This window comes from Pseudomonas alkylphenolica (assembly GCF_016009175.1).
Taxonomy (GTDB): domain Bacteria; phylum Pseudomonadota; class Gammaproteobacteria; order Pseudomonadales; family Pseudomonadaceae; genus Aquipseudomonas; species Aquipseudomonas alkylphenolica_B.
The window spans coordinates 108,513-131,176 of record NZ_JADUCM010000008.1 but is presented as its reverse complement, the minus strand read 5'-3'; the positions used below and the strand labels follow the sequence as shown (position 1 = coordinate 131,176).

The following is a 22,664-nucleotide window of genomic DNA, read 5'->3' as shown; positions in this document are numbered from 1 at the left end:
CATGAGCAAACAGCCGGGACGCCTCAAAGCGCCGGGCCTTCGCCATCCTGTTCAGCACTCATCAAGTACCTGCGCCAGCTGGCGAATGCCTGGACGAATGTGCGCAACATCGATGGCGTGAAAACCCAGGCGCATGAAATTCGCAGGCGGCGCCTGGTCAAAGAAAAACTGCGCACCCGACTCGATCAGTACACTGCGCCGGGCTGCGGCCCAGGCCAGCTTCTGGGTATCGACATGCGCAGGCGCCGCCAGCCAGAACGCACTGGCGCCTTCACTGCCAACTGGCCGACAGCTGCCGAGCGTCTGGCTGAGCGCTTCGCTCAGCGTCTCGCGTCGACGCGCATGTTCTTCACGAAAACGCCGCAAGTGCGCATCGTAGTGACCTTGGGCGAGAAACTGCGCGAGCATGCGCTGGTTGTTCAGGGGCGGATGGCGATACATCAGGCGGCGCAGGGCGCGCAGCTCATCGATCAGCTCCGCGTCAGCCACCATGTAGCCGATGCGCAAGCCCGGTGAAAACGCCTTGGACAAGCTGCTCAGGTAGATCACCCGGCCGCTGCTGTCACTGGCTTTAAGGGCCGGCTGCGGGTGGTTGTCCAGGTTCAGTTCAGCGTCGTAGTCATCCTCGATCAAGACCTGATCGTGGCGGCGTATCTGGCGCAACAACTCCCCCCTGCGCGGCGCGCTCATGGAGATGCCGGTTGGCACCTGATGACCGGGCGTGACATACAGGTACTCGCATTGATCCAGGCGCGCATCCACCACCAGCCCCTGTTCATCGATGGGCTGCAACTGCACCTGCGCGCCCTGCAAATCGAAAATGCTCTGCGCATCGCGAAAGCCGGGGTTTTCGATGGCGACCTTGACGCCATTGCCCATCAACAGGGTCGCCAACAGGTACAAGGCATTTTGCGAGCCGAGGGTCACGAGGATTTCGTCGGGCCGGGCCCAGATGCCACGCTTGGGCAGTACCCGTGTGCGCAACTGCTCAATCAGCATTTCATCGTCACGGTCGAAGCGGTCGCGCATCCAGCCCTGGTCGCGTTCGCTGCGCAGGGTATTGCGCGACACCTCGCGCCAGCGCTCCAGCGGGAACAGGTCCTGGATCGGCTGCCCATAGATGAAGGGGTAGGTAAAACTCGACCAGTTACCGGGCCTGAGCACGCCGTGCTTCAAACTGGGGAGCAGCTTGAAGCGATCGCTCCAATCCGGGGCGCGGTCACTGCCACCGTCGTCGCAATAGCCCGGCTTGCGCACCGGGTTGAAGCGCAACAAGGACTCGTCGAACGCGGCACCGCAATAGTCCGGGTGCAAGTAATAGCCGCTGCGCGGACGGCTGACCAGGTAGCCGTTGTCCAGCAGGCTTTCATACACCAGCGCCACGGTATTGCGCGAAATCGACAATTGCTGGGACAGCTTGCGGCAGGACGGCAAGGGTTCGTCCGCCGGGAACCCGCCGCCCAGGATCGTTGAAACCAGCGACTCCCTGAGCTGCTCCTGCAGACCGCGTTGCTGGTCAAAATCCAGGTGAAACAGATGATCGATCATAGCCTTTCCATTCGCTTGCCGACCTTTGGTCAAAGCAAATAGCGCGCCATGCTTTTTACCGTGTCGACTGGCCAGTCGAATGCACTGAACTGCCCCTATCGCTGCGCCGAAGCGCCTCACTATGGTTGAGCCAAGGCCAGCGCAAGCCCCCGGCGAAAGCGGTCAGACACACCCCCTTCCGACAAGTGGAGCAGCACACATGAAGCACTCAAGCATGGCATCGATGCCAGCCAAAACCCTGGGCCTGTTGCGCAAATTGACCCTCGCCACCCTGGTGGTGTCCGCCTCCTTCGGGGCCCATGCCGACCTTGGCGAGGTGAAGAGCAAAGGGGTCCTGAGCGTCGCCACCGAGGATGACTACGCGCCGTTCAACTTCATCGTCGATGGCACACCGGAAGGTTTCCACAAAGACCTGCTGGAAGACCTGAAAGCGTATGCCAGCGCTCAGAAGTTCGACGTCAAACAGGACATCCTGCCGTGGACCGGCCTGCTCGCGTCGGTGTCGTCGGGTCAGTACGACCTGGCGTTTACCGGTGCACTGGTGACCGACGAGCGCCTGCGGGTATTCAACTTCGCCCCGCCCTTCGCTTCTGCGCAGCACTTTTATGTCAAACGCGCCGGCGACACCCGTCTCACCGATATCGCCAGCCTGTGTGGCAAAACCGTCGGACTGCAAGCCGGCAGTGCCTTGCTCGCACGTTTGCCGGAGCTGAAGAAAATGATGCAGGCCCAGGGCTGCGAGATCGGCAAGGTGGTGGAGTACCCGTCCTATCCAGAGGTGTACGCCGACCTTGCCAACGGGCGCCTGGACTACGCAATCAACGCACTGATTTCCGTCAACGACCTGGTCAAGGCGCGCGGCGACACCTTCGCCAAGGGCATCGCCGTCTCAGGTGCCGGGTTTGCCGCCTGGCCGGTGCCCAAGGGCAGCCCGGAGCTGCTCACGTTCCTCACCGGATTCATGGACCACATCCGTGCCAACGGCCGCCTGGCTGAGCTGCAAGCCAAATGGTTCGGCGAGGCCTTCGCCGACATGCCCAAGGAGCCGATCACCGAAGTGACCCAGTTCCATACCCTCGCCGGCATGCAGTAAGTCGCCCCTGCTCGCCCGGCCATCCGTGACCGGGCGCTGCACCGCCCTTCCCTTTCGTGTAATTCAAGGACCTGCGGTATGAACGGACAAGCCTGGTTGTTGCTGTTCGAAGGCGCCTGGACGACCCTCTGGATATCCGCCACGGCGATTGCCATCGGCGTCGTGCTCGGGCTCGCCATCGCCCTGGTACGCATGGCAAAAGTCCCCTTTGTCGACCAACTGCTGGTGCTCTACATCAGCCTGGCCCGCGCCACCCCTTTGGTGACGTTTGTGCTGTTTCTGTTCCTCTCGGCACCCACCTTCGGCATCAACATGAGTCGCAACACGGCGGCCATCGTCGCCATGACCCTGAACACCGCCGCCTTCAATGCCGAGATCTGGCGCGCCGCCTTCCTGAGCTTTTCCCGTGATCAAAAGGAAGCCGCACTGGCCTGTGGCATGACCAGCGGGGTGTTCTTCCGGCGCATCATGCTGCCGCAGATGATCACCACCAGCCTCCCCGGCCTGGTCAACGAAATGTCGTTCCTGATCAAGGGCAGCCCGGCGATTGCGGTGATCGGCATCGTCGACCTGACCCGTGTGACCAACCGCATCGCCGCGGTGACGTACGACCCCCTGCCGCCGATTCTCGCCGCCGCGCTGCTGTACATGCTGATCATCAGCGTCCTGCTCAAGCTGCAGGCGATGGCGGAAAAGAAAGCCAACCGCCTGGCCATGTAAGGAACCCACACCATGACTGAATGGAGCATTCTCTGGGACGCACGCGAGGTCTTCTTCAACGGATTGATCGCCACCGTGCAGCTGTTCGTCCTCTCGACCCTCTGCGCCTTTGTGCTGGGCTGCGCGCTGGTCTACCAGCTGGAGCACGGCAACCGCCTGTCCAGGGCGCTGCGTCTATTGATCAACCTGATGCGCACGCTGCCCTTCCTGATCCTCGCCTACCTGTTGTACTACGGGCTGCCACAACTGGGCCTGCGCCTGAGTGCCTGGTCGGCGGGGCTGCTGGCCCTGATCGTGTACCACGCAGCGTACTTTGCCGAGATTCTGCGTGGCAGCCGCCTGGTCATGCCCGAAGGCTACGTGGAAGCCGCCAAGGCCCACGGTTTCACGCCGCTGCGCCTGTACCTGCGGATCATCCTGCCGACGCTGGTGATCAAGACCCGTCCACTGCTGGGCAATCAGTTGATCATCGCCCTGAAGGACACCGCGTTCCTGACCATCATCACCGTGCAGGAACTGACGGCCGCGGCCAACTCGGTGCAGTCCACCTATTTCATTCCCACCCAGGCGTTCGTCGTGGTGATCATCCTGTATTGGCTGATCAGCATCTGCCTGGAACTGGCACTCAAACGCGCCGCCCGGTTCGGTGCAAAACGAGGGTTCGACTATGTCTGAGCACACGCACGCAAATGCTGTACCGGCGGTCAGCATCAAGAAAATGTCCAAGAGCTTTGGTGACATCGAGGTGTTGCGGGATATCGACCTGGTGGTCAACAAGGGGGAAGTGGTCAGCGTGCTGGGCTCTTCCGGCTCGGGAAAATCAACCATGCTGCGCTGCATCAATTGGCTGGAGGAGCCTGACCGCGGCACCATTCATATTGCTGGCCAGCGGATCGGCGTGAATGAACACGCCGGGCGCAAGATGACCAGCAAGGAGCTGGCAACCGTGCGGGCGAAAACCGGCATGGTGTTCCAGGGCTTCAATCTGTGGCCGCACCTGAGCGTGATCCAGAACGTCATGGAAGCCCCGATCTACGTCAAGGGCATGCCCAAGGAGCAGGCCCGGGCCGTTGCCATCGAACTGCTGGAAAAAGTCGGCCTGGTAGACAAACACAATGCCTTCCCCTTCACCTTGTCCGGCGGACAGAAGCAGCGCGTGGCGATTGCCCGTGCGCTAGCCATGAGCCCGGAAGTGATCCTGTTCGATGAACCGACCTCGGCCCTGGACCCCGAGCGGGTCGGTGAAGTATTGACCGTGATGAAAAACCTCTCCGCCGAGGGCTACACCATGATCGTGGTCACCCACGAAATGGAGTTTGCCCGCGCGGTGTCCGATCAGGTGGTGTTCCTCGAAAAGGGCCTGATCATCGAAAAGGCTCCCCCCGCGCAATTTTTCACCAACCCGAAGACCGAGCGGGTACGCAAGTTCCTCGAGATTTCCGCCTGACACTCCCGTCTTTCAGCGCACAGGTCGCAATTTGACCCATGTGCACTCACGTGCTCACACCAAACGAGGTAACACATGAACAAGGTCGCATTCATCACCGGCGCAACATCAGGTTTCGGTCGCGCCACGGCAAGGCGCTTCGCCGACGCCGGCTGGTCGCTCGTGCTCAGTGGCCGGCGGCTGGAACGCCTGCAGGCACTGCACCAGGAACTGGGCGACAAGGTGCCCGTGCATATCGCCGCGCTGGATGTGCGTGATGCCGCGGCCGTGCAGCAGTTGGTCGACACATTGCCAGAAGGGTTTGCCTGCATCCATGCGCTGATCAACAACGCCGGCCTGGCCTTGGCGCCAGAACCTGCACAACACGTAGCGCTTGAGGACTGGCACACGATGATCGACACCAACATCACCGGGCTGGTCAACGTCACCCATGCGGTGCTGCCGCGGTTACTGGAAACCGGCAAGGGCGCGAGCATCATCAACATCGGTTCGGTGGCCGGCGAGTGGCCGTATCCGGGCGGTCACGTCTATGGCGCGAGCAAGGCGTTCGTCAAACAGTTCAGCTTCAACCTGCGTTGCGACCTGATCGCCACCGGCATCCGGGTGACCGACATCGCCCCGGGAATGGCTGAAACCGAGTTCACCCTGGTACGCACCAAAGGCAACCAGGCCGCTTCGGATGCCTTGTATGGCAGCACTACGCCATTGACTGCCGAGGACATTGCCGAGCAGATTTTCTACGTCTGCAAGCTCCCCGAGCACATCAATATCAACCGCCTGGAAATCATGCCGAGCCGCCAGGCCTGGTCGCCGTTTGCCATCGATCGCGACTGATGAGGGCGTAGATCCGGCCCATTCAAAAAACGCACCGCTGGCCCTGAGGCCACGGTGCGTTTTCTTTATGGCGTGACGAGGGCGTTGATCAGGGTTGCGCCGGATAACACCACCAGAAGCACGCCGATCACCGTCTGCAGTGACATCGGCTTGCGCCGGAACAGCCATTGCCCCAACAGGTTGCCCGCCAGCGCCGGCAGCAACAGCGACACGGCGAGGTCTACCTGCGTACGGTTCAGCGCCTGCAGAAGCCACAGACTTGTTAGCGCACTGGCACTGCTGACGGCAAAAAAGATGATCGCCGTGCCGCGCACACTCGCCGTCGACAAGCCACTGCGCAACAGATAAACCACCAGCGGCGGGCCGCCTGCCGAGGCCATTGCCGTGGCCAGCCCCGACACCAACCCCGCTGGCAACGCCCAATGGCTCGCCAGCGTCTTGGGTGCCCGGCCCGCAGCGGGCCTGATCAATACCAGCACGCCACCGACCAGGCACATTGCGGCGGTTACCGGCGCCATCCAGTACCCGGGAAGCCTGGCCAGGGCCAGGGCGCCCAATGGCACCGCCAGCAGCATGCCGATGACCAGGCGCATACCCACCCGGGGGTGACATGTCGCCAATGCATTGGGCCACAGGCTGACACTGCACAACAGATCGAGCATCAACACCACGGGGATTACCTGGGCCGGCGCCAGGCTGGCAAGCAGGCCCAACGTCAGGACCATGGCGAAACCAAAGCCGCTGTAACCGCGGACCACACCGGCGGCGAACGCCAGAAACATGAACATAGTGCCGACCCCTTGAGCTTCCGTTGGCAGGACTCTAAGGGGACGACCCAACACCCGACAGGGCCAGTTGCAACGGGTCAGCGGGCCAACACCAACGCTACACCGGGTCCTGCGTCAGTGCCTCACGCGTCAGTTGCAACAGCAAGGCCTGACGTGCGACCTGGCGCTCATCATTGACCGCGTTGACACGGACCAGGTACTCGACCTCCGGTACGCTTTCTGCCTCCTCCAGCAGTGCGTTCAAGCGTTCGTGAAAGGGCGCATCGACTACTTCAAGACGCGCCTGTTCGGTGCGTTGCAGGTGCTCTTGCCAAAATTCGCGCTGCACCAGCGATGCTGCCAGTTGCTCGGTTGTTTCAGTGTTCAGTACCTGGTTGCGCGCCCGTTCGATACGCGCCTCATCAACCCCTGCGACTTCAGCAAACAACATATCGCCAGGTTGTGCGGGCAGATCAAGCGCATCGCGCAGGGCCACCCGGTAGGCCAGCCCTACTTCGATCTCGTCAGGATTGCTACCCGCCGCACGGCGCGCCTGAATGTCCTCCAGCGCTATCCGGTCGACCTGGTCCAGGCGCCACAGTTGCCGCCCCAGGTGCAGCAATGCGCCCTGCTGGTCTCCCGCCACAGCGTCTAGGCGCGCTCGCCAGACCAGCATGCGCAATTCCAGGTTGCTGAAGCACAAGGCTACGCTGTCCTGGCAGGTCAATTGCTGGGTGACCTGAGAGAAGATCTCCTCGCGCAGGCTGGCATGCTCGCGCATCCACTGCAGCAGGGTGAACACCCGATCGGCCAGGGCCTCGCTACGTCGCCGGAAGTCTGCCGTGTCCAGCAAACGCCCCAGCAGCTGAAAAAAGTCATCGCTCCTGGGCTCCATCTCCATCACCTCCCAGACCGACGACAACTCATCGCGCGCCAGGCTGTTCACCGCATCGAGCCAGCGTTGCCGGGCAGAGATCGAGCCCTCGGCGACTACTTCGCCCAGCGGTGGCACGGCCGCCTGCAGACGCTGCGCGTCCTGCGCGTTCAACGGGTTGCCCCACAGCAGGATCATCCGCCGGGTCCATATCGGCGCCCGATGAAATCGCCGCGGCAATGCGCTGATGCGATTGTCGCGCAAGTCGACCAGCATCAGTTCGGACGCGTCCAGCACGCCCGCCGGCAATTCGGTCAGGTGCGTATTGCGCAAGTGCAACCGGCGCAGGCGTGTCAGGGCGACAAGGGAAAAGCCGCGCCCCAATGGATTGAACGACAGATTCAGGTATTCGAGGGACTCGGACTGGGACAGTAACCTGGCCTGGTCAGCATCCAGCACGATTCGGTTGTTGAACATGTCCAGCTCGCGCAGGTGCTCAAGCTGCGAGAGGCCCGACGGTACCCGCGCAAGCCGGTTGCCGTTGAGTTCCAGAATCCTGATGTTGCTGAATGCGCGCAGGAAGCTCGTCGGTATGTCCTGCAACTCCATGCCCATCAAGGCCAGTTCCGAAACATGGCCAAAGCTGACATCGGCCGGGAGCGTCGGCAAGACGCCAGGGGCGGCGGCAAACATGGCAAACCGGTAATTTTGCACGCCCTCCGCACCGGCTGGTCCCGTGGTCGTTCTATGTCGCCAGCAATCGATCAGGCAGCGCATGAAATAGTCGCGCTCCTCACGCACATCGGCACGGGTGACCTGGGCTGACCATTGCTGCAGATGGCTGTCCAGTGATGCGAGCTCATTGCCCAGCCGGGTTATTTCGGTGTTGACGTCCAGCTGCGCATGCCGGACATCATTCAACCAGGCCAGGACCTGAGTATCGGTAAAGCTGGGATACAACTCGCGGATCATGGCGAACAGCGCCAGCGGCCTGGGCCCGCCTCCGGCAGCGCCGCGGCCGCTCAACGGATACCCTACCCGACCATCGATCAATCGTTGCGGCGCGCGGAACCAGCCCCTGGCTCTGTGCCCACCGAGTAGCTGTGCGACCTGTTCGCGGCGATTGACGGCCTGACGCCCCAGCAGCACCCGCAGGTTGTGGGCAAACGGCTCGCTCACGCCAATGGCGTTACGCTGGTGATCATCATGCGCGCTGGCAAGCACATCGAACAGCTCTCCAGCATCACCCTGCGCCCTCCCCTGGGCATCGAGCCGCTGGAAACGGCCGGCAAGGTGGACAAGGTCAACCTGCCGGGAACCTGCGCCTACCACCAACAATTGCGGACCGCCGCTTCCCCCTTCGAACAGCCTCCAGCGCATCGTTGCGCCCCCTGGCAGGTGCTCAAGCATCGCCAGGGCAACCCGGGCCAGGTCGGCGTTCTGCGGTGTATCCAGATAGAAGGCTTCGAACACCCGGGCCTGCCGAATACGTGATGACTGCACCCGCGCCGCTTCGCCAAGGCGCAACGGCACACGTGCGCGCTCCATCAGCTGTTGGCGGTCGGCGACGGCAGCCGCCCGTAACAGTTCGCGGGCGGCAGGTTCATGCAGGCTGGGGAAGTTACGGCGCAAGGCCGTGGTATGCGGGGTGGCGCTTGCCTGCTGGGCGTCGTACACACGCTGAAAGACAAGGCGCCGATTGCGCCAGGTCAGTTCAGCCAGGTCCTGATCGGAAAGCTCCCGCGCCGCAGGCAGGCTGCGGGCATGCTGCAACACTATGCCATCGTCGCTGCGCACGCCTGAGCGCAGGGCGCTGATCACCGTGCGGATGCGCTGATCCAGGCGAAAGCGCAATACACTGTCGGCCAGCGCAGCCGCCGGCGCCCGCCCTTCAACATGCAATGCCCGCAACTGATCGGCTTGCATGCCATGGGCCAGCAAAACCTGATCGATCTGCTCGTCATCCAGCTCGCGAAATCGTCCGCCAAGGCGGCGAAACAGGTAATGGCTATCGCGCCACTGCGCGGGCTGCTCGTACCACAGGCGCCATGCGCCCGCTCCGTTGTGGCAGAGCCTCGGACCAACGCCAGCACGTGGGCGCAATTGCCACCGGCTGTCCGAGGCGCGCTGAACCACGGGATAGTAGTGGCCGTCCATCTCGACCCAGGCCTGATCGTCACCCAGTCGGTGTATACCCGCCTCGTCAACAATGGCCTCGGGCGCTGGCGGCGCGCTGCGAAAAGCCTCCCAGGCCGGGCTGCACAGGCGCGTCGTGCCATCGTTCATTTGCGCAGGTACAAGGCTGTCCACCCACGTAGAGCGCGTCCATAACCGTTGCGCCACGCCGATGCCAACGGCAGTAACGCCCATGATTGCGAGGTCGGTGGCCACCTGGGCAAGATGATCAAGCGCTTCGTTGGTATCGCCGTCATGCCAGGCCTCGACGCCATGATAGACCTCGCCAAGCAGCTCCCACGCGGTGACGGCCAGCAGTGCGGCGCCGATAACCGGAACGAAAAAGCCTGCCAGGTTGAGCAATGCCCAGCCTTCGGCCTTCAGACGCTGGTCGTGTGCCTGCTGCACCGCCCGGTCCAGGTCGCTCACCGGTACCGCAATCATCGCGGCATCGTCCTTGATCTGCTCAATACGCGCCTGCCCGAGGGTGTCAAACAGAGGCCCTGAATAAGCGCGCAGGTGTTCGTCCAGGGTGTAGTTGGCCCAGATCGCCAGGTCCTTGTAGGCAGGGATGACGACGGAGAAAAACTGCTGGCTGTCGCGGCGCCGTACGAAACGACTGAAGAAGCGCTGGTAAGAATCCGTACGCAAGCGCCTGCCCAGCTCATTGGCGAGGCGCTGCAGGCTCGTGAAGGCACTCCAGGCGCCATTCGGATCGCCCGGCACATGCACCAGAACGCGGGCGCTGGTATTACGCAGCAGCCCCTCATCAATGACATCGAGCACGACGATCTGCTCAAGGTTGCAGCCCAGCAGGCGCAACTGCTTGGCCACCACCGGTTTGTCCTGCAGCCGCGGCGGTTTGCCATCGGCGCACAGCCCGACAATCAGTTGCAGCTCGTCCTCGCTCAGGACATTGTTCAGCCTGGCCTTGTAGGCATCAACCAGCATCCCGTGACGATGGGAATCACCCAGCAAGGCGGCCACGCTTTGCCCATCCGGCGTGGGCGACAGCAGCACATTGTCCAGATGTTGCTGGTATTGCCCCCCCAGGTCGAGCGTACGACAGATGCCGGCGAACTCGACTGCCGAGGGGGGTTTTACCTGCCCCAGGCGAGAACTGCTGAGGCGATTGCCCCGCGGCTGTCCCTGTGCCGTGGCCTCTTCTGCGGTGAAATTGCGCAGTGCTGCTTCGAGCAACGGCACATCGGCATATACCACTTCGGTGAGGTGGGCCCCCACCGGTTGCGCATTGATGACCGGCTCCCGATGCCCCGCGATGAACGTCCATCGCTGGACGTTGAACGTCTCGTTAAGGTGCTGTTCCAACGCCTGCTCGAGGCGCCCAAGGGCAAAGCCGTCGATGCCTTCGATACGTTCCAGCACGGTGTGTATCCGTTGACGTATCTGCAAGCTCTGACGCAGCGCCGGGCCAAGCTTTGCCATGTGCTCGGGAGTCGCCGAGCGTAGCCAGGTGGGCAAACGCCCGGCAATGAAGTGGTCTTGGAAGGACTGCTCCAGGTCAAGTGTGTCCTGCGTTGCGGGCGCTGGCTTGGGTAGCGTTTCCATGGTGCGTGCCTCCAGGCTGTTGGAGACGCGAGCCTAGGCAGAGCGACATGGTTGCGCAGGCTAGATACTTAATACCTACCCTTGGCCTACGCCGCGCTACCTCGAATAGCAGCAGTTGTCCGAACAATATGATTTCAGCCCCCCATGCGCAGTGCGGATTGAATCGCTTTTGAGAAAGTGGCAGCACGCCCCACTAAAACGGAACATTCCCACAAGCTACGTCGACTCTTCCCTACTTATATTTTTGTTCAGCTTGACCAGACTTCAAGTGTGCCTCCTACATGTGCTTGGCGGCGATCGAGGGGCGCACGCAACATGACTCACACACGCATCCTAAAGTTCACGCATACGAAGCACATGACCTTGAACTATAGAAATACGCTTGTCGAACACTACCTGAAACTTGCCAAAAATCCGCTGCACGTAGATTCGCCTGCGGGTACGGATGCGCGGTTCTCGCCTGAGTTCGAACAGCTTGAAATTGAGCTGGCAAAAGAAGGCGCTCTGCACAATAACAACGAAGTCGACTGGCAAAGCGTACTCACCGGGTGCGAGGCATTTCTTGGCGTACAATCTAAAGATCTGCGAGTAGCCGTTTGGTTGACTTGGAGTTTGTATCAACGTGAATCATTCGCAGGATTACTGGCTGGTTTTACGCTACTGCAGTCCCTGTGCGACATCTACTGGCCAACCCTGCACCCTCTGAAACATAGCACCCGAGCCGCCGCCTTCAACTGGCTGCTGCCCCGGCTGGACAAAGCGCTCTCAGACCATGTGGCAATGACGGAGCAGCTACCGCTATTTCGTCAACTGGCAGCATTGCTTCGCGACCTCGAACACGCACTATCCCATCATTTAGGTGCGCGAGCCCCCATGCTCCTGCCGCTCTCTCGTCGACTTGACGAACTTGTTGCACGCGCGGACAAAGGCTTGCCCACCCAAGGAAGTGTCAGTGCTGCGATTGCACAGGTTAAGCAAATTGCCACTCAAGTTATGTCGCCGAGCTCGGCCGTGGAAAACGAGAAGGACGCCCACAAAAATTTGCGAGCCCTGCAAGATCAAGCCCACTCGTTGTGTAGCTACTGGCTCAAGCAAAAAGTCAGCGATATTCGAGCCCTGCGTTTGGCGCGTACGCTGCTATGGCTGCCAATCGACACACTCCCTGAGCATAACGCCGAGCGCACCACCACCTTACGCGGGATTCCAGCCGACAAACTCGCTCGCTTTCGCGAGTTGTTTCAGCAAGCCAAATACGCGGACCTGCTCCTGGAGCTCGAGGCAACTATTGCCCGTTCGCCATTCTGGCTCGATGGTCAGCGTACGGCATGGGAGTGTCTGCAAGCGCTTCAAGCCGAGCACGCAAGTCGAGAGATAGAGATCCAGTCGGCGCTTTTCCTGCAGCGTTTGCCTGGGCTTGAAGCACTGCACTTTCACGATGGCACGCCATTCGCTGATGCACAGACAAGTATCTGGCTCAGCGCCCACGTGATGCCTCACCTCATGCCCTCGGCCCCGTCAGCTTCAATATCATCCGCAACAACGGAACACACAGATTCCAGTTGGGCGATCGCACTGAGCGAAGCGCTATCCACGTTGCAGAAATCAGGACTCAGGGCCGCAGTTCAACAACTCAAGCGAGCCGGGTGTATTGCCGAAGGTGGTCGAGAGCGTTTTCTGTGGCAACTAGCACTCGCTCGCCTTTGCTTCAACGCCAAGAAATACGAATTGGCCAAGACCCAACTCGATGCACTTGATCAAATTCTTCAGGGTGCCGGCTTGGGGGAATGGGAGCCCGCACTAGTTCTTGAGGTTCTCAACCTGCTGCGTGACTGCTGTGAGCTGTTGCCACAGAACCATGCGGTTCGGGAGCGTAAAGAAGAAATCCATCGAAGACTGTGCCATCTGGACCTCGAGGTAGTACTCGAATAAGTGCTTGAACAACCCGCAAAGGAGAAAGGACATGGCCAAAGAAGGCTCTGTAGCACCCAAGGAACGTATCAATGTCACTTATAAGCCTGCCACGGGAGGGGGCCGTGAAGAAGCTGAGCTGCCATTGAAGCTGATGGTCCTCGCAGACTTCACACAGCGCAAGGATGACCGCCGCATCGAGGAACGCAAACCGATCAGCATCGACAAACACAGCTTTGACGATGTACTGGCCAAACAGGAAATTCAGCTCGCCATCGCCGTCCCCAATCGATTGCAGGATGACAGGAACGACGACGAACTCTCGATTCAGTTACACATCCAGTCAATGAAGAATTTCCACCCTGACCAAATCATTGAGCAAGTACCCGAGCTCAAGAAGCTGATGGCGCTGCGCAATGCCCTTGTCGCTCTAAAAGGTCCACTGGGCAACGCGCCGGCCTTTCGAAAGGCCATTGAAAACGTCTTGGGGGATCCTGAAGCACGTGAGCGTGTCCTCAGCGAACTGAGCCTCGTATCGCAACCCGAAACGGACGACTGATCCCACGGACAAGGAAGCACCCCATGAGCACCCGTACGACCGCAACCACCCAGTACCAGAGTGAAGACCTCGGCATCCTTGGCCGCATTATTGCCGAAACCAAGCTGACACCCGCAGATGATGGCTACCTCACTGCTAAACGAGGGGTCTCTGCATTTATCGAAGAACTGCTGAAGCCTCAGAACAGTGGCGAGCCCGTAAAAAAGGTCGTGGTTGATCGCATGATCGCTCAGATTGACGAAAAGCTGAGTGAGCAGATGGACCAGATCCTGCACCACATCGAATTTCAATCGATGGAGTCCACTTGGCGTGGCCTCAAACTGTTGGTGGATCGCACCGATTTTCGCGAAAACATCAAGATCGAGATCCTCAATGCCTCGAAACAGGACCTGCTAGAGGACTTTGAAGATAGCCCTGAAATAGTCGAATCCGGCCTTTACAAACATGTTTACAGCGCCGAGTACGGTCAGTTCGGTGGCGAACCGGTGGCGGCCCTGATCGCTAACTACTACTTCGACCCCACTGCCCCAGACATCAAAACTTTACAGTACGTTTCCAGTGTGGCGTGTATGTCCCATGCACCGTTCTTGTCAGCCGTAAGCCCCAGATTTTTTGGTCTTGAAAGCTACACCAGTCTCGCCGACATCAAAGACCTGCGAGACCACTTCGGCAGTCCGCAGTTCACCAAGTGGCAATCTCTGCGCCAAGAAGAAAACGCCCGCTATCTGGGATTGACCACCCCGCGCTTTCTGCTCCGTGAGCCCTATCGTATTGATGGCAACGCCACCAAGCGTTTCGCTTTCAATGAGAACGTCGCCAATGATCATGAGCACTACTTATGGGGCAATACTGCCTTTGCATTCGCCACACGACTCACTGACAGCTTTGCCAAATTTCGCTGGTGCCCGAACATCATCGGACCACAGAGCGGCGGCGCCGTGGAAGATTTGCCGCTGCATCACTTCGAGAGCATGGGCGAGATCGAAACCAAGATCCCGACCGAAGTGCTCGTATCTGATCGCCGTGAGTATGAACTGGCCGAAGAAGGCTTCATCACGTTAACCATGCGAAAAGGCAGCGATAACGCCGCCTTTTTCTCCGCCAACTCGATTCAGAAACCAAAAAACTTCGGCAGCAGCGATGACGGTAAAGCAGCAGAGCTGAACTACAAGCTCGGCACCCAACTGCCGTACTTGTTCATCATCAACCGCTTGGCGCATTACATCAAAGTCTTGCAACGCGAGCAGCTCGGATCCTGGAAGGAGCGTACAGATCTGGAGGATGAGCTCAACAAGTGGATCCGGCAGTACGTGGCTGACCAGGATAATCCGAACGCCGAAATTCGAGGGCGACGCCCTCTACGTGCTGCAGAAATCACCGTTAGTGACGTAAAGGGTGAGCCGGGTTGGTATCGCGTCAGCCTGAATGTCCGCCCGCACTTCAAGTACATGGGAGCCGATTTCACCCTGTCGTTGGTTGGCAAACTGGACAAAGAGTAGGTACGCAATCATGTCGAGATTCGGCAGCCTGTTCGAGCGTTTAAACGAGACCTCCTGTCATTCTGCCGACACGGCTCAAGACGACTGCATCATGGCGTCGGTCGCCGGCCATCTGGCGAAAATGCTCAGCACCCGCGCGGGCAGCGTGCAAACGCTGCCCGACTACGGGCTGCCGGATCTCAACGACATGCGCTTGAGTCTGCATGACGCCCTCAGCTTGGCCCGGGGGGCAATCGAACGCTTCATCGAAGCGTACGAACCGCGCTTGAGCAATGCAGTGGTGACATCTATGCCCCAGGGCAGCCATCACCTGTCATTGCGATTTCATATCGACGCCCTGTTAGTGGTTGAAGGCAACAAACGTCCGGTCCGCTTCGTCGCTAGCCTCGATGGTAGCGGGCAGGTCACCTTACGCTAAGGAGAATTCAATGTCTGGAAAACCCGCTGCTCGCAAGGGCGACTCCACTACAGCTGGCGATACCAGCCCGATTGATTGTGGTTCGCCCAATGTACTGTTTGACGGACTACCTGCTGCCCGTGAAGGAGATACCACCTCGTGTGGCAGTGAACTCTGCGGCAACTTAAGTTCAACCGTACTTATCAACGGCAAGGCTGCAGTGACGATCGACAGTGAGGACTCATCCGGTAATGTCGTGACCAGTGGCTCAGGAACAGTCCTGATTGGGTAATTCCTCTCTCGCACAACGGCATTGTGAGCGTCAAAAAAACTGATGGCGATTTCAGGAGTTCCCTCTTCTTGTCACTGAATCACTATTACCAAAGCGAACTAACCGCCCTACGTCAACTCGGCAAACGTTTCGCCGAGCGCAATCCGGCCTTGGCACCGTTCCTGGGAGAAAGTGGTCGTGATCCGGATGTAGAGCGGTTGCTGGAAGGCTTCGCTTTTCTGACCGGAAGGCTACGGCAGAAGCTCGACGACGAACTGCCAGAGCTGACCCACTCATTGATGCACCTGCTTTGGCCTAACTATATGCGTCCGCTACCAGCGTTCGGGATGCTGCAGTTCGATCCTTCTGCAGATTCCGGACTCGTACAACGGGTGCCGCGCCACACACCAGTCCAAGCCAAATCGTTGCACGGGGTGCATTGCCGTTTCCAGACGGCATACGACACGGACGTGCTGCCATTGGCGCTGGACGCTCTGGAGTACGCCATCACTGGCGAGGGTGCTGTGCTGTCATTGCGTTTGAAGGTTAGCGCCAACGGGCACCTCGGCGAGTTCGAACTGAAGCACCTCCGTTTGCACTTGGCCGGAGAACGCTACATCAGCCAGCAGCTGTACCTGAGCCTGCTACAACACCTGGATAACGTGCAATTACAACTTCTTGACGCCAGCGGCGTCGCGCTGGAGGACAGTAATGGCAACACCTTCAACAGTATTCTGAAAGCCGAACACCTCAAGCCCGTAGGGTTTGCCGAGAATGAAGCGCTGGTGCCCTACCCCTTGAATACCTTCCGGGGCTATCGTCACCTGCAAGAATATTTCGCCTTTCCAGAAAAATTCCTCTTCGTTGACCTGGAAGGCCTTGATGCGCTGAAAAAACATCCTGAGCCTACCCTTCAGCAAGCGCAGGGCCTGGAGCTTCGCTTTACCTTTCTCGGGGCTGGTGCGCAACGAATCCAGCCATCCCTGGACAATGTCCGCTTGTATTGCACCCCCATCGTCAACTTGTTCAGCGATGATGCAGCCCCCATTCGGCTGGACAACAAGCGCGACCGTTATCGCGTTCTGCCTGGTGCTCAGGACCAGCAGCACCACGGGGTGTTTTCGGTCGACAAAGTCATCGGCTGGAAACCGGGCGGTGCAGGCTACACCGAGTATGTGCCGTTTGAATCGTTCGAACATGACGACAGTACCGATGGCTCTGAAGCCAGCCCGCATTACAGCGTACGCCTGGAACCGTCTGTGGCCGCTGATCGTTTGGACACTTATCTTTGCTTCGGGCAGCGTGGCACCAGCCGTCACGAGACTATTTCCGTTGAGTTGACGTGTACCAACCAGAACCTGCCCAAACAGCTGGACGAAGGCAGCGTTTGCCTGCCCTGTGTAGGCACTCCGGCCTCACTGGGGTTTCGTAACATTGGCTTGATCACCTCCAGCTACGCGCCACCGCTGCACCGAGACTTTCTCTGGAAGCTGATCAGCAACATGTCGCTGAACTACCTGTCGTTGTCCAACGTCGAGGCCCTCAAAGTCATTCTCGAAACCTACGACCTGCCACGCTATTACGACAAACATGCCGAGAAAGTCAGCCGCCAGTTGATGAGTGGCCTGATCCATATCCGCCACGAACCCACAGATCGTCTCTACCGCGGATTGCCGGTACGCGGTGTGCGCACTCAGCTGACGATCGATGTTCAGAAATATCGCGGAGAGGGTGAACTGTACCTGTTTGCCTCGGTACTGAATGAGTTCTTTGCTCTCTATGCCAGCCTCAACTCGTTCCATCAACTGCAAGTACACAGCACTCAGGGAGAGGACTACGTATGGACGCCGCGTATGGGGCAGCAACCCTTAATTTAACGCCACTGGCCCGGAGTATTCGCGAGTACAGCCTGTTCCAGGGTGTGCAACGACTTTTGAGCCAACTTTCCGAGGCCAGCCCCGGGTTGAGTGAAGAGGCGCTCTACGAGCGCCTGGAATTCCAGGCCAATCCGAGCATGGGTTTTCCGGCCAGTGACATTGATTGCGTGCAGTTTTTTGAAGAGCGCGGCGTACTGCGTGCCCGCTTACGCATCAACCTGATCAGCTTGCTCGGTTCTGGTTCGCCGCTACCGTCGTTCTACTGCGAACAGGCCTTGTCCGACAGTGACGGTGGGCAATGTACCCGCGACCTCATGAACGTATTCAACCATCGACTGCAGCGGTTGCTGCTGCAGATCTGGCAGAAATACCGCTATCACGTGAGATTCCGACAAGGTGCCAAAGACCCCCTTTCCGGGCAGCTCTTCGCTCTGATCGGTTTGGGCGGCCCACACATTCGTCAGGCTTCGGAACTGAACTGGAAGCGCTTGCTTCCCTACATGGGCCTGTTGAGTTTACGCGCTCACTCCGCAGCACTGATCGAGTCGGTCCTGCGGTACTACTTCAAACACGGAGCGCTGTTCATTGAGCAGTGTATAGAGCGACGAGTCGCCATTCCGGGTGACCAGCTCAACGCGCTGGGACTGAGCAACCATCAACTCGGGGAAAATGCTGTGCTCGGTGAGCACACGCTCGATGGCGGCGGTCTTTTTCGTGTACACGCCCAGCAGTTGAGCTGGAACCAGTTGCATGCCTTTTTACCTATCGGTGATGACTACCGACCGCTGTGCGCCTTGGTCCGTTTCACCCTTCGTGATCCGTTGAGCTACGACATCCAGCTACAGCTGCGCCCAGAAGAAGTCCACGAGCAGTGCATTGGCGAAGACAACAAATGCCACTTGGGCTGGACTAGCTGGTTGGGCCATGAACAGGCAGACGGCATTGTTTCACTGAACAGCGCAATAGAGGACGACCATGATGATCAACGTTGATCTGCAACACCTGATCCAGGCAATGGACGCCGCCAGCAAATCTGACCTGGAACGCTGCGCGGAGCGTTGCCTACGCCGCGGTGGCCAGAAAATCCTGGTCGAGGACTTACTGCTGGGGTTGCTGGAACGTCCTCATGGCCTGCTGGGCCGTGCATTACAGGATGTAGGCATTGAAACGGCCGAGCTCGCTCAGGTACTACAACCCAGGAACGGTCACAGCGAATCCACCAATCCGGTGTTTTCCACAGAACTGGTGGAATGGCTGCAGGAAGCCTTGATGCTGGCAACGCTGGAGTTGCGCCAACCGCACATAAACGAGGCAGCCTTGCTGCTGTCTTTTCTGCACAACCCAATGCGCTACGCCGGGACCCATTACCAATCACTGATGGCCCGGATAAATACGCAGCGTCTACGTGACTACGCCTTAGGCGGTACTCCTGCCATGCAGCCCGCCCACAGGACAACCTCGCCCCCCGATGGTTCGGCCCTGCAACGCTTCACGCATGACCTCACGCACCAGGCCCTGGAAGGCAAGCTGGACCCGGTACTGTGTCGGGACGAAGCAATCCGGCAGATGATCGACATCCTCGCACGTCGCCGCAAGAACAATCCCATCGTGGTCGGTGAAGCAGGTGTAGGTAAAACCGCGATTGTCGAGGGGTTGGCGTTGCGCATTGTTGCCAATGAAGTGCCCGAGAGTCTCAGGCACGTACAGCTACTGACACTTGACCTGGGCCTGCTGCAGGCCGGTGCCAGCGTCAAAGGCGAGTTCGAGCGACGGCTTCAGTGCGTAATCGACGAGATCAACGTAACTCCCAGACCGGTCATTCTGTTTATTGACGAAGCTCACACACTGATTGGTGCCGGTGCCCAGGCGGGCAGCTCCGACGCGGCCAACCTACTCAAGCCCGCACTGGCCCGCGGCGAACTGCGCACCATCGCTGCTACCACCTGGAGCGAATACAAGAAATACTTCGAAAAAGATCCTGCCCTGACCCGTCGCTTCCAACCCGTTCAATTGCACGAGCCCACCGTGGAAGAGGCCGTAACGATTCTCCGCGGGCTAGCTTCGGTTTATGAGCAAAGTCACGGGGTCTACCTGCGCGACGACGCCGTGGTGGCCGCTGCCGAATTGTCAGCACGCTACCTTTGCGGACGCCAACTGCCCGACAAAGCTGTTGATGTGCTGGATACGGCCTGCGCCCGGGTACGCATCAGCCTGGCTGCAGCGCCTGCATCCCTTGAGCAATTGCGCAATGAACTGGCCGCGGGTGAGCGCCGACGCAATGCACTGCAACGCGACCTGGACGCTGGTGTCAGCGTCGATGTCGAGTCACTGCACGTCTTACACAACAGGCTAGATACCGCAGCCCATGAAGCAATAGCACTGGAAGCGGACTGGACACTGCAACGCGAACAGGTCAAGCACCTGTTGAGCCTCCGCCAGCAGTGCGCCGCCCTGCGCCTGTCGGAGGACAATCACACCGCGCCGTCACAAACGCTACAAGCGTTGGAAGACCAACTTTACAAAGCTCAGGATGCACTGGTTAAGTCGCTGCCGGACAGTCGCCTGGTCAGCCATGAAGTGTGCCCCCGGGTAGTAGCGGAAGTTGTCAGCCTCTGGACCGGAGTCCCCCTCTCGCACCTCGCGCAAGAACACAGCAGTGCCGTGGCCGGGCTCGGCCAGGCTTTGGGCCAGCGATTACTGGGGCAGCCCCAAGCGATTGAAGCTTTGGACCGGGCAATGCGCGCTAGCGCAGCCGGCCTGAACCGTAGCGATGCTCCAGTTGGTGTGTTCTTGCTGGTAGGCCCCAGTGGCGTCGGCAAGACCGAGACCGCCCTCGCCCTGGCTGATCTGCTGTACGGCGGCGAACGCTTCCTTACAACCATCAACATGGCCGAGTTTCAGGAGAAGCACACCGTGTCGCGTCTGATCGGATCGCCGCCCGGATATGTTGGTTATGGCGAGGGCGGTATGTTGACGGAAGCCGTGCGGCAGAAACCCTACTCGGTGCTGTTGCTAGACGAAGTGGAGAAGGCGGACCCCGATGTACTGAACCTGTTCTATCAGATCTTCGACAAAGGAGTAGCCAACGATGGTGAAGGCCGTGAAATCAACTTTCGCAACACGTTGATCCTGATGACCTCCAACCTAGCCAGCACCCAGATTGCAACGCTGTGTGCCAAGTGCCAACAACCCTCTAGCGATGCACTGGAGCGCGCCATCCAGCCAACCTTGAATCGCCACTTCAAGCCTGCGTTGCTTGCCCGTATGCGGGTCATCCCCTACTACCCGATCGGCGCAGATGTGCTGCGCGATCTGGTAACGCTCAAACTGAAGCGTTTTGGACAACGCCTGGCACTGCGGCAACTGAGATTCAGCCACAGTGATTGCCTGGTCGATCACTTTGTCCAGCGTTGCACCTGCAGTGACAGCGGCGCCCGCCTGATCGATCGCATGCTCGATCAATACCTGCAACCGCAGGTAGTAGACCGTCTACTTGCGACAATTGCAGGAGGGGAGCCGGTACGCCAGGTGCATGCCTGTCTCGATAGTCAAGGAGCGGTTACTTGTGAGTTTGCATGAACGCCCCCTGGGACCGGTGCAGACCGATGCCGAAGCATTGATGAGTCAGTTGCGCACACTGGCTCGGTTGACGGACGGAACCAAGCTCCAGCAAGGCTTGGTAGCCACGGCGGCGCAGTTCACACAGTGCACCTTGAGTCAGCTATATCTACTCGATGACACCGGCACAGAACTCAGGCTGGCCGCAGCCTGGGGCGAAAACCGGCAGTACCTGGAGGATGCCGACAGCCTGTCGCGCAATTACCTGGATGAACCGCTGTTGCAGTTCTGCCTCGAGCAGCGCCAGACGCTTAACATCCCACATTTGAACAACGGTTTGTACCAGACGACCTTTCTACCCGCTGGCGAACCAGGCTGGTGCAGCGTGTTATGTGTACCTTTGCAGGACCCGACGCAGGGACAGCGCGGCCTGCTGCTTGTCGCCGACCGGCGCACCCGCGACCTCGAAAACAGGTCGACGCCCCTCAGCCATCTGGGGCACTTCGTAATGGCGCAACTAGGATTACTGCACAGGCTACATCCGGGGCCGGGTGTCGCTGCGCAGCGTTCACCAACACCCAAATCGACACTCGGCGACTATGGCCTGTCGGGTGATAGCCCAGCCATGGTAGCCGTCCACCGGTTGATCGACAAAGTCCTCGGTTACCCCGTCAGCGTCCTGATCACCGGAGAGACCGGGACCGGCAAGGAACTGGTAGCACGCGCCATTCACAACAACGGTTTGCGCGCCAACAAAAGCTTTGTCGTACAGAACTGCGCGTCGCTTCCCGAAAACCTGCTTGAAAGCGAGTTGTTCGGCTATCGGCGTGGCGCCTTCACCGGCGCCGACCGTGATCATCTGGGCCTGTTTGACGCGGCCGACGGCGGCACACTGTTCCTTGATGAAATTGGCGACATGCAACTCACCTTGCAAGGCAAGCTTTTACGCGTGCTGCAGGAGGGCGAGGTGCGACCTTTGGGCAGCACCAAAACCCACAAGGTGGATGTCCGCATCATCGCGGCAACCCATCACGACCTGGACGCATTGGTCGAGGCCGGACGCTTTCGTCGCGACCTGTTCTACCGACTTTCATGCTTCCCGATCCAAATGCCCCCCTTGCGCGAACGCGGCACAGATATTCAGGCACTGGCCACCTACTTTTCCAACACTTTCTGCGCAGTCTTGAAACGCCCACCGTGTCGCTGGTCACGCGAAGCATTGCAGCAGCTCGACACCTACACCTTTCCCGGCAACGTGCGCGAACTTAAGGCTGTTGTCGAGCGGGCAGTGTTGCTAAGTGAGGACAATGAACTGCGGTCTTGCCACCTCAATCCGCGTTTGTGGAACAAGCCGGCAGTGGAACCTCAGACCCTGCGTCAACGTCTCGATCAGCATGAGCGCAGCCTCTTGCTTGATTGTCTGAAACGCAACAAAGGCAACCAATCTGAATCTGCGCGAGAGATGGGAGTCTCGCGGCGAACCTTCCTCAATCGAATGGAACGACTTGGTATCAAGCCTGCCGAGCATGACTTCGGGCAACGCAGGGCCTGAGCAGGCCATCTCCCCT

17 protein-coding genes are annotated in these 22,664 nt (G+C 59.5%); 14 read left to right on the top strand and 3 right to left on the bottom strand.

What is annotated here, in order from left to right; translation table 11 throughout:
- Positions 1 to 51 precede the first annotated feature (51 nt).
- Entirely contained in the window at positions 52 to 1,548 is a 1,497-nt protein-coding gene (locus I5S59_RS10300; RefSeq protein ID WP_197876498.1) for a PLP-dependent aminotransferase family protein, read from the bottom strand.
- 199 nt (positions 1,549 to 1,747) lie between these two features.
- On the opposite strand from I5S59_RS10300, the gene I5S59_RS10295 reads away from it, so the two are divergent.
- From I5S59_RS10295 to I5S59_RS10275, 5 genes are all read left to right on the top strand, one after another.
- Complete coding sequence (locus I5S59_RS10295) at positions 1,748 to 2,641, top strand: transporter substrate-binding domain-containing protein (RefSeq protein WP_197876497.1); 894 nt, start codon at positions 1,748 to 1,750, stop codon at positions 2,639 to 2,641.
- A gap of 78 nt (positions 2,642 to 2,719) precedes the next feature.
- Entirely contained in the window at positions 2,720 to 3,361 is a 642-nt protein-coding gene (locus I5S59_RS10290; protein WP_197876496.1) for an amino acid ABC transporter permease, read from the top strand.
- A 12-nt stretch (positions 3,362 to 3,373) separates the two neighbouring features.
- Positions 3,374 to 4,036: an amino acid ABC transporter permease gene (locus tag I5S59_RS10285; RefSeq protein ID WP_197876495.1), complete on the top strand. Its 663-nt coding sequence runs from the start codon at positions 3,374 to 3,376 to the stop codon at positions 4,034 to 4,036.
- Positions 4,029 to 4,808, top strand: coding sequence for an amino acid ABC transporter ATP-binding protein (locus I5S59_RS10280; RefSeq protein WP_197876494.1), 780 nt, complete (start codon positions 4,029 to 4,031; stop codon positions 4,806 to 4,808). Before I5S59_RS10285 ends, I5S59_RS10280 begins: the two co-directional genes overlap by 8 nt.
- A 75-nt stretch (positions 4,809 to 4,883) precedes the next feature.
- Positions 4,884 to 5,642 (top strand): SDR family NAD(P)-dependent oxidoreductase, encoded by a 759-nt coding sequence (locus I5S59_RS10275; RefSeq protein ID WP_197876493.1) that lies wholly within the window; start codon positions 4,884 to 4,886, stop codon positions 5,640 to 5,642.
- A 65-nt stretch (positions 5,643 to 5,707) separates the two neighbouring features.
- On the opposite strand, the gene I5S59_RS10270 is transcribed toward I5S59_RS10275, so the two are convergent.
- Positions 5,708 to 6,430 (bottom strand): sulfite exporter TauE/SafE family protein, encoded by a 723-nt coding sequence (locus tag I5S59_RS10270; RefSeq protein ID WP_197876492.1) that lies wholly within the window; start codon positions 6,428 to 6,430, stop codon positions 5,708 to 5,710.
- Positions 6,431 to 6,527: 97 nt separating this feature from the next.
- Positions 6,528 to 11,027 (bottom strand): NEL-type E3 ubiquitin ligase domain-containing protein, encoded by a 4,500-nt coding sequence (locus I5S59_RS10265; protein ID WP_197876491.1) that lies wholly within the window; start codon positions 11,025 to 11,027, stop codon positions 6,528 to 6,530.
- Between the two features lie 363 nt (positions 11,028 to 11,390).
- Between I5S59_RS10265 and tssA the strand changes: the two genes are divergently transcribed.
- The 9 genes from tssA (at position 11,391) to I5S59_RS10220 (ending at position 22,648) form a co-directional block, all read left to right on the top strand.
- Positions 11,391 to 12,956: a type VI secretion system protein TssA gene (tssA, locus tag I5S59_RS10260; protein WP_197876547.1), complete on the top strand. Its 1,566-nt coding sequence runs from the start codon at positions 11,391 to 11,393 to the stop codon at positions 12,954 to 12,956.
- A gap of 31 nt (positions 12,957 to 12,987) precedes the next feature.
- Complete coding sequence (tssB, locus tag I5S59_RS10255) at positions 12,988 to 13,494, top strand: type VI secretion system contractile sheath small subunit (RefSeq protein WP_197876490.1); 507 nt, start codon at positions 12,988 to 12,990, stop codon at positions 13,492 to 13,494.
- 23 nt (positions 13,495 to 13,517) lie between these two features.
- Entirely contained in the window at positions 13,518 to 14,993 is a 1,476-nt protein-coding gene (tssC, locus tag I5S59_RS10250) for a type VI secretion system contractile sheath large subunit (protein ID WP_197876489.1), read from the top strand.
- A gap of 10 nt (positions 14,994 to 15,003) precedes the next feature.
- Positions 15,004 to 15,411, top strand: a complete 408-nt coding sequence (gene tssE, locus I5S59_RS10245; protein WP_197876488.1) for a type VI secretion system baseplate subunit TssE — start codon at positions 15,004 to 15,006, stop codon at positions 15,409 to 15,411.
- 10 nt (positions 15,412 to 15,421) lie between these two features.
- Complete coding sequence (locus I5S59_RS10240) at positions 15,422 to 15,682, top strand: PAAR domain-containing protein (protein WP_197876487.1); 261 nt, start codon at positions 15,422 to 15,424, stop codon at positions 15,680 to 15,682.
- Between the two features lie 68 nt (positions 15,683 to 15,750).
- Complete coding sequence (gene tssF / locus I5S59_RS10235; protein ID WP_197876486.1) at positions 15,751 to 17,538, top strand: type VI secretion system baseplate subunit TssF; 1,788 nt, start codon at positions 15,751 to 15,753, stop codon at positions 17,536 to 17,538.
- Entirely contained in the window at positions 17,502 to 18,530 is a 1,029-nt protein-coding gene (tssG, locus tag I5S59_RS10230) for a type VI secretion system baseplate subunit TssG (protein ID WP_197876485.1), read from the top strand. The genes tssF and tssG overlap by 37 nt, the downstream gene beginning before the upstream one ends.
- On the top strand, positions 18,517 to 21,117 hold the full coding sequence (gene tssH, locus I5S59_RS10225) for a type VI secretion system ATPase TssH (RefSeq protein WP_197876546.1): 2,601 nt from the start codon (positions 18,517 to 18,519) through the stop codon (positions 21,115 to 21,117). The genes tssG and tssH overlap by 14 nt, the downstream gene beginning before the upstream one ends.
- 40 nt (positions 21,118 to 21,157) lie before the next feature.
- Positions 21,158 to 22,648, top strand: a complete 1,491-nt coding sequence (locus I5S59_RS10220) for a sigma-54-dependent Fis family transcriptional regulator (RefSeq protein ID WP_232239687.1) — start codon at positions 21,158 to 21,160, stop codon at positions 22,646 to 22,648.
- Positions 22,649 to 22,664: the final 16 nt, after the last annotated feature.